Consider the following 12,975-nt stretch of genomic DNA (forward strand, 5'->3'; position numbering starts at 1 on the left):
ACGCAAACGCTTAACGCGGGAACGCAGGCGGGTTGACCCCGGCCATGTCTTCCATCACACGCACAACCTGGCAGCTGTAGCCGAACTCGTTGTCGTACCAGACGTACAGCACAACGCGGTTGTCCTGGCTAATGGTCGCTTCCGCGTCCACCACACCGGCGTGGCGCGAGCCAACGAAGTCGGTGGAGACCACTTCCTGGGAATTGACGAAGTCGATTTGCTTGTGCAGATCGGAGTGCAGCGCCATGTAGCGCAGGTACTCGTTCATCTCTTCGCGGGTGGCGGCTTTCTCAAGGTTCAGGTTGAGGATGGCCATCGACACGTTTGGCGTCGGAACACGGATCGCGTTACCGGTCAGCTTGCCGGCCAGCTCAGGCAGGGCCTTGGCAGCGGCGGTGGCAGCACCGGTCTCGGTGATCACCATGTTCAACGCGGCGCTGCGACCACGGCGATCGCCCTTGTGGAAGTTGTCGATCAGGTTCTGGTCGTTGGTGTACGAGTGAACGGTCTCGACGTGGCCGTTGACGATACCGAACTTGTCATTCACTGCCTTCAGCACCGGCACGATGGCGTTGGTGGTGCAGGAAGCGGCGGACACGATCTTGTCGTCAGCGGTGATTTCAGTGTGGTTGATGCCGTGAACGATGTTCTTCAGCTTGCCCTTGCCAGGCGCGGTGAGAACAACACGGTCGACACCCGGGCAGGCCAGGTGCTGACCCAGGCCTTCGGCATCACGCCATACACCGGTGTTGTCCACCAGCAGGGCGTCCTTGATGCCGTACTGGGTGTAGTCCACCTCGGACGGGTTCTTCGCGTAGATCACCTGGATCAGGTTACCGTTGGCGGTGATGGTGTTGTTTTCTTCGTCGATGACGATGGTGCCGTTGAACGGACCGTGTACCGAATCGCGACGCAGCAGGCTGGCGCGCTTGGTCAGGTCATTCTCGGCGCCTTTGCGCACCACGATGGCACGCAGGCGCAGGCCGTCGCCGCCACCGGTTTTTTCGATCAGGATACGTGCCAGCAGGCGACCGATACGGCCAAAGCCGTACAGGACAACGTCGGTGCCCTTGCGGGCCGCGGCGTTTTGCTGGCCAACCACTTCGGCCATTTCTTCGCGTACGAACTGCTCGGCGCTGCGGCCATTGCCTTCTTTACGGAATTTGTAGGCCAGTTTGCCCAGGTCTACCGACGCCGCGCCGAGCTTGAGCTCGCTCATGGCCTTGAGCAGTGGGAATGTTTCGTGGACGGAGAGTTCGCTGTCGTCGGCAGAGCGATGGCGTGCAAAGCGGTGGGCTTTGAGAATCGCGATGACGGACTGGTTGATCAGGCTGCGGCCATAGATCGAGCTCACCACATTGTTATTGCGGTACAGCTGACCGATAAGCGGGATCATCGCTTCTGCGAGTGCTTCACGGTCGATCCATTCACCAAGACACTGGTCGGGCTTCTGAGTCACGGGAACCTTCCACATGTAGGGGCTGAAAAAAGGGGCTACATTATGCCGCCCGACCGCCCTCGGAGCAATGCGCGTCCTACAACAAAAACCCCTTGCCAAAAAATACCGCCCCGCTACAGCCCAGTAAATACGCGGGTTCCAGAAGGCCACCAGTTGGGAAAGCGTGCCGACTTGTCCGTAACCCTCCTAAACAATCGCGTATTTCGGCACTACATATTGAGTCAAAACACGCCATTGTTTGTCTTAGCCACTACATTTCCTACAAACCGTAATAGGCTCAGTCAGAAACTGACAGGCGGCACCTTGGGCCGTTACAATTACCGACTTTGTCGCAACGCTTGGAGCTCAACCTTCCGTGCCCGTTCTGCGTCTACCGCTTCTCCCTGCCGCGGCAGGTAAACAGCACTGGGGCAACCTGCCCGGTGCCGCCCTGAGCCTGGCCATCGCCGAGGCTGCCAGCGCAGCCAAGCGCTTTACCCTGCTGCTCACTGCCGACAGCCAGAGCGCCGAACGGCTGGAGCAGGAGCTGAGCTTCTTCGCCCCCGATTTGCCGGTGCTGCATTTTCCCGACTGGGAAACCCTGCCCTATGACCTGTTCTCGCCGCACCAGGACATCATCTCCCAGCGCATCGCCAGCCTGTACCGCCTGCCGGAACTGGCCCACGGCGTGCTGGTGGTGCCGATCACCACGGCCCTGCATCGCCTGGCGCCGACCAAATTCCTGCTCGGCAGCAGCCTGGTCCTGGACATCGGCCAGAAGCTCAACGTAGAGCAGATGCGCACACGTCTGGAAGCCAGCGGCTACCGCTGCGTCGACACGGTGTACGAGCACGGTGAGTTTGCGGTGCGCGGTGCGTTGATCGACCTGTTCCCGATGGGCAGCAAACTGCCCTATCGCATCGACCTGTTCGATGACGAAATCGAGACGCTGCGTACCTTCGATCCGGAAAACCAGCGTTCCATCGACAAGGTCGACTCGGTCAAGCTGCTGCCGGCACGGGAATTCCCACTGCAAAAAGACGCGGTCACCCGCTTCAAGGCGCGCTTTCGTGAACGCTTCGACGTGGACTTCCGCCGCTGCCCGATCTTTCAGGACCTGAGCAGCGGGATCACACCGGCCGGTATCGAGTACTACCTGCCGCTGTTCTTCGACGAAACCTCCACCCTGTTCGATTACCTGCCCCAGGACACCCAAGTGTTCTCGCTGCCGGGTATCGAGCAGGCGGCGGAAAACTTCTGGAACGACGTGCGTAACCGCTACGAAGAGCGCCGCGTCGACCCCTCCCGTCCTTTATTGCCGCCCGCCGAACTGTTCCTGCCGGTGGAAGACTGCTTCGCACGCCTGAAAAACTGGCCGCGCGTGGTCGCCAGCCAGCAGGATGTCGACACCGGCGTCGGCCGCGAGCGCTTCCCCGCGGGCACGTTGCCCGACCTGGCGATCCAGGCCAAAACCACGCAACCGCTGGAGGCGCTGTCCAACTTCCTCGGCGACTTCCCCGGCCGCGTGCTGTTTACCGCCGAGTCTGCGGGCCGTCGCGAGGTGTTGCTGGAGCTGCTGGAACGCCTGAAGCTGCGCCCGAAAACCGTCGACAGCTGGCCGGATTTTGTCGCCAGCAAAGAACCCCTGGCGATCACCATTGCGCCGCTGGATGAAGGCCTGTTGCTGGACGACCCAGCCCTGGCGCTGATCGCCGAAAGCCCGCTGTTCGGCCAGCGCGTGATGCAGCGGCGTCGCCGTGAAAAACGCGCCGACGCCAACAATGACGCAGTGATCAAGAACCTCACAGAACTGCGCGAAGGCGCGCCGGTGGTGCATATCGATCACGGCGTCGGCCGCTACCTGGGCCTGCAGACCCTGGAGATCGACAACCAGGCCGCCGAATTCCTCACCATGGAATACGCCGAGGGCGCCAAGCTCTACGTGCCGGTGGCCAGCCTGCACCTGATCGCGCGCTACACCGGCAGCGACGATGCCCTGGCGCCGTTGCACCGCCTGGGCTCCGAGACCTGGCAGAAAGCCAAGCGCAAAGCGGCCGAGCAGGTGCGCGATGTCGCCGCCGAACTGCTCGACATCTATGCACGTCGCGCCGCCCGAGAGGGTTACGCCTTCGCCGACCCGAAAGCCGACTATGCCACCTTCAGCGCCGGCTTCGCCTTCGAAGAAACCCCAGACCAGCAAACCACCATCGAAGCCGTACGCGCCGACATGCTCGCGCCCAAGCCGATGGACCGCCTGGTGTGCGGTGACGTGGGCTTCGGCAAGACCGAAGTGGCGATGCGCGCCGCCTTTATTGCAGTGCATGGCGGCAAGCAAGTAGCGATCCTGGTTCCCACCACCTTGCTCGCCCAGCAGCACTACAACAGCTTCCGCGACCGCTTCGCCGACTGGCCGGTGACCGTGGAAGTGATGAGCCGCTTCAAATCGGCCAAGGAAGTGAATGCGGCCGTCGCCGATCTGGCGGAAGGCAAGATCGATATCGTCATCGGCACGCACAAACTGCTGTCGGATGATGTGAAGATCAAGAACCTGGGCCTGGTGATCATCGACGAAGAACACCGCTTTGGTGTGCGCCAGAAAGAACAGCTCAAGGCCCTGCGCAGCGAAGTCGACATCCTCACCCTCACCGCCACGCCGATTCCGCGCACGTTGAACATGGCGGTGTCGGGCATGCGCGACCTGTCGATCATCGCCACGCCGCCGGCACGTCGTTTGTCGGTGCGCACGTTTGTGATGGAGCAGAACAAAAGCACGGTCAAGGAAGCGCTGCTGCGCGAACTGCTGCGCGGCGGGCAGGTTTACTACCTGCACAACGACGTGAAGACCATCGAGAAATGCGCCGCCGACCTCGCCGAACTGGTGCCGGAGGCGCGTATCGCCATCGGCCACGGGCAGATGCGCGAGCGTGAACTCGAACAGGTGATGAGCGACTTCTACCACAAGCGCTTCAACGTGCTGATCGCCTCGACCATCATCGAGACCGGCATCGACGTGCCGAGCGCCAACACCATCATCATCGAGCGCGCCGACAAGTTCGGCCTGGCGCAGCTTCACCAATTACGCGGCCGCGTCGGGCGCAGTCATCACCAGGCCTATGCCTATCTGCTGACACCACCGCGCCAGCAAATCACCGGCGATGCGGAAAAACGCCTGGAGGCCATTGCCAATACACAGGACCTGGGCGCCGGCTTTGTACTGGCCACCAACGACCTGGAAATCCGTGGTGCCGGCGAACTGCTGGGCGACGGCCAGAGCGGGCAGATCCAGGCGGTCGGTTTCACCCTGTATATGGAGATGCTTGAGCGCGCGGTAAAAGCCATCCGCAAAGGCGAGCAACCGAATCTCGATCAACCGCTGGGCGGCGGTCCGGAGATCAACCTGCGTTTGCCGGCGCTGATTCCCGAAGACTACCTGCCGGACGTGCATGCGCGGCTGATCCTGTACAAACGCATCGCCTCGGCCACCGACGAAGAAGGCCTCAAGGACCTGCAGGTGGAGATGATCGACCGCTTCGGCCTGCTGCCGGAGCCGACCAAGAACCTGGTGCGCCTGACCCTGCTCAAATTGCAGGCCGAGCAGTTGGGCATCAAGAAGGTCGATGCCGGGCCGCAAGGCGGACGCATCGAGTTCGAAGCGCAGACGCCGGTGGACCCCTTGGTACTGATCAAGCTGATCCAGGGCCAGCCCAACCGCTACAAGTTCGAAGGGGCTACGCTGTTCAAGTTCATGGTGCCGATGGAACGTGCCGAAGAACGCTTTAATACGTTGGAGGCGTTGTTCGAACGCCTCATCCCGAAATCTGCTTGAAGGACGCCCCAATGCGCCTGTTCCGCATTTTGAGCCTGTTGTTGGTGGTAGTGGCACCTGCGGCGTTCGCCGATAGCCCGTACCAGGTGGAAATGATCCTGGTGCGCCAGAACGCGGAGCCGGTGATCAACAGCCGCGCCGCGCCGGAAAACTGGGATGCTGGCGCCGTGCGCCTGGGTGATAAGTTGAGCCCGCCGCGCCTGAGCAATATCGTCGACAAGCTGCGTGCCGACTCAAGCTACACCGTGCTGGCACACAAGGCCTGGGAGCAGAACCTTGGCGAGCAACCGGTCAAAGTCGCCATCACCGACGGCCAAGAGCAGTTCGGTCAGTTTCCCATCGAGGGCGTGTTGAGCCTGCAACTGGGGCGCTTTACCGATATCGACGCGAACTTCTGGATCAACCAGTTCGACGCCAACGGCAGCGTGATCGCCAGTGAACACTTGAGCCAGACCGATGTGCGCACCAAGAACAACCAGCTCAATTACCTGGACGGCGGCCACCTGGCGCTGCTGATCAAGATCACCTCGCTGACCGCCAAGCCCCCCAGCGCACCACCGCCCGACATTCAGGACTGATCCAGCGCCATGCCCCTGACGTCGTCGCTGACCAAACCCCTGGCCCCTTCGTGGGCCAATCGCTTCAAAGAGCAAAGCCTGGAGCGCGGGCGACGTTATGCCCTGGAGAACCGCGTGCGCATCGTCGAGTCCGGCGACAGCACCATCATCGCCAGTTGCGAAGGCTCGGGCGGTAACGTCTACCGGCAGACTATTTCGCTGCGGGAGTCGGCCAAGGGCACGCTGATCCTGGTGGACAGCCGCTGTACCTGCCCGGTGCACACCAACTGCAAACACATCGCGGCGGTGCTGCTCAAGGTCCAGGAAACCCTGGCCTATCCGGCCGCCGCACAGGATGCCGAGCTGCTGGAAAAACTCCAGGCCGTACTGGAAAACCGCGTGGCGGTGCCGCAGGTGGTGATGGAGGATGTCGTGCCCGTGCCGCGTTTGTGGCTGGCCAGTGTCGAGTTCAGTGCATTTGAGCCACGCAACGGCAAGATGCAACGTTACATCCAGCACCGTGCGGCGTTGTCGTTCAACTACTTGGGCAACTACGTCAGCGGGCAAAAAAACGCCGACATCATCGTGCGTCAGGAAACCCAGAGCCTGCGCATCAAGCGCCATCCGGAGCTTGAGCAGCCGTACCGTGAACAGCTGCGCCTGTTGGGTTTCAAGATCGCCACGCGCCAGAGCAAGGCGCTGCCTGAAAGCGCCGGCGAGCTGTTCGAGATGGTCAATGACAGCGCCTGGCTGAACTTCACCCTCAACGCATCACCGACCTTGCGCGCCGAGGGCTGGGAGCTGCAGATCGATGAGGATTTCGGCTTCGACTTGAGCGCCGTCGACGACTGGTACGCCACCGTCGATGAAGGCCCGGAGCGCGATTGGTTCGACCTGGAGCTGGGCATTATCGTCAACGGTGAACGGCTGAGCCTGCTGCCGATCCTGCTGAACCTGATGCGCTCCCACACCGAAATCCTCAACCCGGAAAAACTCGCACGCCGCCGCGATGATGAACTGATCCTGGTGAACATCCCCGGCCTGCCCAACGGCGGCCATGGCCCGCTGCAAGTCGCCCTGCCCTACGGCCGCCTGAAACCGGTGCTGGCTACCCTCGGCGAGTTCTACTTGCAGGACGCCGGCACCACTACATTGCGCCTGGCCAAGGCCGATGCGATTCGGTTGAACCCGCTGGAAGACCTGCCGCTGCAATGGGAAGGCGGCGAGAAGATCCGCAACTTCGCCCAGCGCCTGCGGGACATCAAGGACTTCACCTGCGTGGCGCCAGAAGGGTTGAACGCGACCTTGCGTCCGTACCAACTGGAAGGCTTGAGCTGGATGCAGTCGCTGCGCCAGCTTGATGTCGGCGGGATACTTGCGGATGACATGGGCCTGGGCAAAACCCTGCAGACCCTGGCGCATATTCTCAGTGAAAAAAACGCCGGTCGCCTGGATCGCCCCTGCATGGTGGTGATGCCCACCAGCCTGATTCCTAACTGGCTGGATGAAGCGGCGCACTTCACGCCGCAACTCAAGGTGTTGGCGCTGTATGGCGCAGCCCGCAAGAAACATTTCACTAACCTGCAGGACTACGACCTGCTGCTGACCACCTACGCACTACTGCCCAAGGACATCGACCTGCTCAAGGACCTGCCCCTGCATGTGCTGATCCTCGATGAAGCCCAGTACATCAAGAACCCGTCCAGCAAGGCGGCCCAGGCGGCACGCGAGCTGAATGCCCGGCAGCGTTTGTGCCTGAGCGGCACGCCGTTGGAAAACCACTTGGGCGAGCTGTGGTCGTTGTTCCACTTCCTGCTGCCAGGCTGGCTGGGTGACGTGAAAAGCTTCAACCGCGATTACCGCGTCCCCATCGAAAAGCGCGCCAGTGATGTGCGCTTGCAGCACCTCAACGGTCGGATAAAACCCTTCCTGCTGCGTCGTACCAAAGAACAGGTCGCCACGGAGTTGCCGCCCAAGACCGAAATCATCCATTGGGTCGACCTCAATGAGGCCCAGCGCGACGTGTACGAAACCATGCGCCTGGCCATGGACAAGAAGGTGCGTGACGAGATTACCCGCAAGGGCGTGGCACGCAGCCAGATCATCATTCTTGAGGCGCTGCTGAAACTGCGCCAGGTGTGCTGCGACTTGCGCCTGGTCAACGACGCCACCCTGCCCGCCCGTGGCAGCAGCTCGGGCAAGCTCGACAGCCTGATGGAAATGCTCGAAGAGCTGTTTGAAGAAGGTCGGCGGATCCTGTTGTTTTCCCAGTTCACCTCGATGCTCAGCCTGATCGAAGTCGAGCTTGAAAAGCGCGGTGTCGCCTACGCCCTGCTGACAGGTCAGACCCGGGATCGGCGCACGCCGGTGAAGGACTTCCAGAGCGGCAAGCTGCAGATTTTTCTGATCAGCCTGAAGGCCGGGGGCGTAGGCCTGAACCTGACCGAAGCCGACACGGTGATCCACTACGACCCGTGGTGGAACCCGGCCACGGAAAACCAAGCCACCGACCGTGCGTATCGCATCGGGCAAGAGAAGCCGGTGTTCGTCTACAAGATGATTGCCCGAGGCACGGTGGAGGAGAAAATCCAGCACCTGCAGAAGGAAAAGTCCGACTTGGCGGCGGGTGTGCTGGATGGGCGCACGACCGGGGATTGGCAGTTGGGCAATGAGGATATCGAGGCGTTGTTTGCACCGTTGCCGAATAAGCAAGAAAAGCGCTGACTTCCAGACCGCTTTCGCGAGCAAGCCCGCACACACATTTGACTGCATTCCAAAGTTGGAACTCGGTCGAATGTGGGAGCGGGCTTGCTCGCGAAGGCCACGCCGCGGTTTTCAGCCAATCAGTTGAGCATCCCGCAACGCCGTCAGCGCCGCCAACCAACGCGGATCCTGCTTGTATTCCGTCGAAGCCATCGCCCGCCCACGCATCCGCGCGATGCGCGCCGACGGTGTGACCTTCATCCGCTGCGCCGCACTCAACGCCAACTCAGCCGCCGCGCGATCATTGCACACCAGGCCCATGTCACAACCCGCCGTCAGCGCGGCCTCGATACGGCTGGCCGCATCACCGACCACATGAGCCCCTGCCATGGACAGGTCATCGCTGAAAATCACCCCATCGAACTGCAACTCGCCGCGCAGGATGTCCTGCAACCAGCGGCGCGAGAAGCCGGCAGGCTGGGCGTCGACTTGCGGGTAGATGACGTGGGCCGGCATGACTGCCGCCAACTGCCGGCTCAGGCGTGCGAAAGGCACCAGGTCATTGGCGCGAATCTGTTCCAGGCTACGCTCGTCATTGGGAATCGCGACGTGGGAATCCGCCTCGGCCCAACCATGGCCCGGGAAGTGTTTACCGGTAGCCGCCATGCCCGCGCTGTTCATGCCGCGGATGAACGCGCCAGCGAGCACGGCGGCGCGCTCGGGATCACCTTCGAAGGAACGGGTGCCGACCACGGCACTGCGCTGGTAGTCCAGGTCCAGCACCGGGGCGAAGCTCAGGTCCAGCCCCACGGCCAGCACTTCAGTCGCCATGATCCAACCGCACTGCTCGGCCAGATATTCGGCGTTGGGGTTATCCGCCAACGCACGCATGGCCGGCAGGCGTACAAAGCCCTGGCGCAGGCGCTGTACACGACCGCCCTCTTGATCGACCGCCAACAGCAGGTCTGGGCGCACGGCACGAATTGCCGCACTCAACTCCCGCACCTGCCGAGGATGCTCGATATTGCGCGCAAAAATGATCAGGCCGCCCACTTCAGGCTGGCGCAACAGATGACGATCCTCGGCCGTCAGCCAGGTACCGGCAACGTCAACCATCAAAGAACCTTGCAGGGCAGCAGTCATAAACCTTCCTTAAATAACGCACACAACCCGTTGCTCTCACCAGGCACAGTGAGAACAACGGGTTGTGAGTAAATAGCTGAATTCGGCATGGGCCGCTAGCTTAGCGGATGCAAGCGGCTGCGCACACCCGGAGGTCAAACCTTGGCGGGGGCTGGCGCGGATTTACTGCGTGGGCGCAATTGAGCGGCGGCCATGGCCGGGTCGGTCACGCCGGTTTCGGCACGCATGCCGGCGGCGAGGAACGGCACCATCAGGCGCATCACCTGCTCGATGGAGGTATTCACACCGAAATCGGTTTCGGCAATCGCCCGCAATGCCTTGATCCCCGACATGCTGAACGCCGCGGCACCGAGCATGAAGTGCACACGCCAGAACAGCTCGATCGGCGGAATACGCGGGGCGGCCTCATTGACCAGCAACATGTAGCGGCGGAATACCTTGCCGTACATGTCTTCCAGGTAACGCCGCAGGTGGCCCTGGCTCTGGCTGAACGCCAGGCCCAAAAGGCGCATGAAGATCGACAGGTCGTTGCCGCTGCGGGGTTGAACCACCAAAGCCTGTTCAACAAGGATTTCCAGCAGGTCTTCCAGAGTCGGCTTGTGGTCGGCCTTGGCCTGGCGACGCTCGAGTTCGCGATCGAGGCTGGCGCAGAACGGCCCCAGGAAGCGCGAGAACACGGCCTGGATGAGGGCTTTTTTCGAACCGAAATGGTAGTTCACCGCGGCCAGGTTGACGCCAGCCTTGCTGGTGATCAGCCGCAGTGAAGTTTCAGCAAATCCTTTTTCCGCGAACAACTGCTCGGCAGCATCGAGAATGCGTTCAACGGTTTCCGACTGGGCCATGGCTACTCCGCCTGACAAACACTTGTTTGAAACATACGTTTCAGGTTGTGTCTTGTCAAGCCTGCGGGTTCGCTTTCCGGCCGGGCAGTCATGTATTTCATCGCTATTTAATCACATCCTTGCCGGTCTGTAGGCAGCGCTATCTCGGCCTCGTGGGAAGCAGGTCGGATGACCGTCCAGCGGAGCGGTAGAAAAGGATGATTGCCAAGCGCAGTTCACTGTATATAATCCCAGTCACTGTATAAAAAGACAGAGCGATCAACATGCTAAAACTGACGCCACGCCAAGCTGAGATTCTGGCTTTTATCAAGCGCTGCCTCGATGACAACGGCTACCCGCCGACACGGGCGGAAATTGCGCTGGAACTGGGGTTCAAGTCCCCCAACGCCGCCGAAGAACACCTCAAGGCCCTCGCTCGCAAAGGCGCGATCGAGATGACCCCCGGTGCCTCGCGCGGTATTCGCATCCCTGGCTTCGAAGCCAAGGCCGACGAATCGACCCTGCCGATCATCGGCCGCGTCGCCGCCGGTGCGCCGATCCTGGCGCAGCAGCACGTCGAGGAATCCTGCAACATCAACCCGACCTTCTTCCATCCTCGCGCCGACTACCTGTTGCGGGTCCATGGCATGAGCATGAAGGACGTGGGCATCTTCGACGGCGACCTGCTGGCCGTCCACACCACCCGCGAAGCCCGTAATGGCCAGATCGTCGTTGCCCGTATCGGCGACGAAGTCACCGTCAAACGCTTCAAGCGCGAAGGCAGCAAGGTCTGGCTCCTGGCCGAGAACCCTGAGTTCGCCCCGATTGAAGTGAACCTGAAAGATCAGGACCTGGTGATCGAAGGCTTGAGCGTCGGCGTCATTCGCCGCTAAAGGAGGCATCATGCAGCTCGTGCACACCCCACAACACACACAACTGTCGCTGTTCGAGGCCTTCATGGCCCAACCCCTTGCGCCCATTCTCAAGGAAACGATCGAAGCGCCCTGGAGCGCCGAGCCTGAGGCGTTCAGTGAATTGTCGTTGCGCGGTGCAGCTGGGAGCTGCCTGAGCCTGCTGGCGCCGATCCTTCGCGAATTGAGCGAAGAGCAGGACGCCCGCTGGCTGACGCTGATCGCCCCGCCCGCCAGCCTGACCCAGGCCTGGCTACGGGACGCCGGCCTCAACCGCGAGCGCATCCTGTTACTGCAACCGCGTGGCGCGCAAAGTGCCCAGCAGTTGACCTGCGAAGCGCTGCGCCTTGGCCGTAGCCATACCGTGGTGAGTTGGTTGAACCCGCTGAATGCTACGGCCAAGCAGCAACTGATCAGCGCCGCGCGTACGGGCGATGCCCAGAGCTTGAATATTCGATTGGGATAAGTGCTGACCGGGCTTGTGGGATGAGCAGGCTTGTCGTACTAAACGGGCTTGTTGTGGTGAGCGGGCTGTTGTGGTGAACAGGCTTGTGTGGTGAGCGGGCTTGTGTGGTGAGCGGGCTTGCCCCGCGCTGGGCTGCGAAGCAGCCCTAAATCGATTTAATGCGGTATGTCAGGTATTCCACGGTGCTTGGTTCAGGGGCCGCTTCGCAGCCCAGCGCGGGGCAAGCCCGCTCACCACACAAGCCCGCTCACCACAACAGCCCAGCTCACCAAAACAAGCCCGGTGAGCATAAACAAGTCCGCTGACCACAACCTGTACGCTTCTCGCAGAACTCAGTGAAGAACCCGCGGTCCGTCTTCTTTCTCCGGCTCGCCTTCGGCCAGACGACCTGCCATCTGCACACCCACGCTCAACATGGCTTTAGCCACTTCCACGTGCTGGCCCTGCAGGAAGACTTTGGCGTCCTCGGAAAAATCCAGAATGACCAGAGAACCCTCGTCCTCAGCCCGGCGCAGCTCGATTCGGCCGTCAGGCAACTCAACAATTTCCAGAAAGGACGTCGGCATAAAAGTCTGTTCTCCACGAAAGGCCGGGATTATATCAGTCATCCGCTACGTTTCGCTGAGGATCTGGCCTGGTTTGTTGACAGCTTGATGAATGGTCGCCGGTCTGCAGGAGCCGGCTTGCCGGCGATGGCATCAACACGGTGTACCTGACACTCCAAGCCGGCAAACCGGCTCCTATGTATGGACTCGCCCCCACTGTCAACCCGCTTTTGAACACTGCTACCCGGTTGCATCTATGTATCAGGCCTATTCGAGGAAGCCTGGGCGGCTTCTGGCCAACATTGGGTAAGCTCGCGGTATGCCTATTACAGTAAGGCCTCGAGGGCCGGTAGGAGCCAAGGCATCTATCCGCGACGGTCTGACCTGGGGTCAATGTTCTTTAGCATGGGTTGGAGCGGTTTTACGCCCCGATGGCAGAACGCTTTAGCTCAGTAACTCATCATTGCCTCTTGGCTCTTGCCCGACTGGCGACGATAAACCTGATCGTTTTGTAGGAGTACCCAGAGGATACGCAGGTTGCGGTTGGCCAATCTCACCGCCGCCT

Annotated in this window: 9 protein-coding genes and 1 pseudogene; 5 read left to right on the forward strand and 5 right to left on the reverse strand. The window is 61.2% G+C overall.

The genetic code is table 11. The features are described 5' to 3' along the window. Nucleotides 1–10: 10 nt before the first annotated feature. Complete coding sequence (locus tag BM70_RS0116205; protein WP_025856985.1) at nt 11–1,474, reverse strand: glyceraldehyde-3-phosphate dehydrogenase; 1,464 nt, start codon at nt 1,472–1,474, stop codon at nt 11–13. A gap of 340 nt (nt 1,475–1,814) precedes the next feature. Between BM70_RS0116205 and mfd the strand changes: the two genes are divergently transcribed. The 3 genes from mfd to BM70_RS0116220 are packed head-to-tail and all read left to right on the forward strand — an operon-like array spanning nt 1,815 to nt 8,545. Then, nucleotides 1,815–5,264 (forward strand): transcription-repair coupling factor, encoded by a 3,450-nt coding sequence (mfd, locus tag BM70_RS0116210; protein ID WP_025856986.1) that lies wholly within the window; start codon nt 1,815–1,817, stop codon nt 5,262–5,264. An 11-nt stretch (nt 5,265–5,275) separates the two neighbouring features. Next, a complete protein-coding gene (locus BM70_RS0116215) occupies nt 5,276–5,842 on the forward strand; it encodes a CsiV family protein (RefSeq protein WP_025856987.1) in 567 nt (188 codons plus the stop codon). 9 nt (nt 5,843–5,851) lie between these two features. Next, nucleotides 5,852–8,545: a DEAD/DEAH box helicase gene (locus BM70_RS0116220; RefSeq protein WP_025856988.1), complete on the forward strand. Its 2,694-nt coding sequence runs from the start codon at nt 5,852–5,854 to the stop codon at nt 8,543–8,545. Nucleotides 8,546–8,656: 111 nt separating this feature from the next. Here BM70_RS0116220 and nagZ read toward each other — a convergent pair whose 3' ends face one another. Both nagZ and BM70_RS0116230 read right to left on the reverse strand, forming a co-directional pair. After that, nucleotides 8,657–9,667, reverse strand: coding sequence for a beta-N-acetylhexosaminidase (nagZ, locus tag BM70_RS0116225; protein ID WP_025856989.1), 1,011 nt, complete (start codon nt 9,665–9,667; stop codon nt 8,657–8,659). 134 nt (nt 9,668–9,801) lie between these two features. Then, nucleotides 9,802–10,509, reverse strand: a complete 708-nt coding sequence (locus tag BM70_RS0116230) for a TetR/AcrR family transcriptional regulator (protein WP_025856990.1) — start codon at nt 10,507–10,509, stop codon at nt 9,802–9,804. A gap of 263 nt (nt 10,510–10,772) precedes the next feature. Here BM70_RS0116230 and lexA point away from each other — a divergent pair, with 263 nt between their 5' ends. Continuing rightward, entirely contained in the window at nt 10,773–11,381 is a 609-nt protein-coding gene (gene lexA / locus BM70_RS0116235; protein WP_003172575.1) for a transcriptional repressor LexA, read from the forward strand. Nucleotides 11,382–11,391: 10 nt separating this feature from the next. Continuing rightward, a complete protein-coding gene (gene sulA, locus BM70_RS0116240) occupies nt 11,392–11,865 on the forward strand; it encodes an SOS-induced cell division inhibitor SulA (protein ID WP_025856991.1) in 474 nt (157 codons plus the stop codon). 332 nt (nt 11,866–12,197) lie between these two features. Here sulA and BM70_RS0116245 read toward each other — a convergent pair whose 3' ends face one another. Both BM70_RS0116245 and BM70_RS33640 read right to left on the reverse strand, forming a co-directional pair. Further along, nucleotides 12,198–12,431 (reverse strand): hypothetical protein, encoded by a 234-nt coding sequence (locus tag BM70_RS0116245; RefSeq protein ID WP_010212068.1) that lies wholly within the window; start codon nt 12,429–12,431, stop codon nt 12,198–12,200. 428 nt (nt 12,432–12,859) lie between these two features. Next, nucleotides 12,860–12,975, reverse strand: a pseudogene (locus tag BM70_RS33640) (IS110 family transposase); the annotation flags it as partial.

The sequence above is a fragment of the Pseudomonas sp. CHM02 genome, from assembly GCF_000612585.1.
In the GTDB taxonomy this organism is placed as follows: Bacteria; Pseudomonadota; Gammaproteobacteria; order Pseudomonadales; family Pseudomonadaceae; genus Aquipseudomonas.

Bases quoted from the DNA above. Each gene is read 5' to 3' on its own strand.
- lexA (WP_003172575.1), top strand. From the start codon at position 10,773: ATGCTAAAACTGACGCCACGCCAAGCTGAGATTCTGGCTTTTATCAAG.
- BM70_RS0116205 (WP_025856985.1), bottom strand. From the start codon at position 1,474: ATGTGGAAGGTTCCCGTGACTCAGAAGCCCGACCAGTGTCTTGGTGAA.
- BM70_RS0116220 (WP_025856988.1), top strand. From the start codon at position 5,852: ATGCCCCTGACGTCGTCGCTGACCAAACCCCTGGCCCCTTCGTGGGCC.
- nagZ (WP_025856989.1), bottom strand. From the start codon at position 9,667: ATGACTGCTGCCCTGCAAGGTTCTTTGATGGTTGACGTTGCCGGTACC.
- BM70_RS0116215 (WP_025856987.1), top strand. From the start codon at position 5,276: ATGCGCCTGTTCCGCATTTTGAGCCTGTTGTTGGTGGTAGTGGCACCT.
- BM70_RS0116245 (WP_010212068.1), bottom strand. From the start codon at position 12,431: ATGCCGACGTCCTTTCTGGAAATTGTTGAGTTGCCTGACGGCCGAATC.
- sulA (WP_025856991.1), top strand. From the start codon at position 11,392: ATGCAGCTCGTGCACACCCCACAACACACACAACTGTCGCTGTTCGAG.
- BM70_RS0116230 (WP_025856990.1), bottom strand. From the start codon at position 10,509: ATGGCCCAGTCGGAAACCGTTGAACGCATTCTCGATGCTGCCGAGCAG.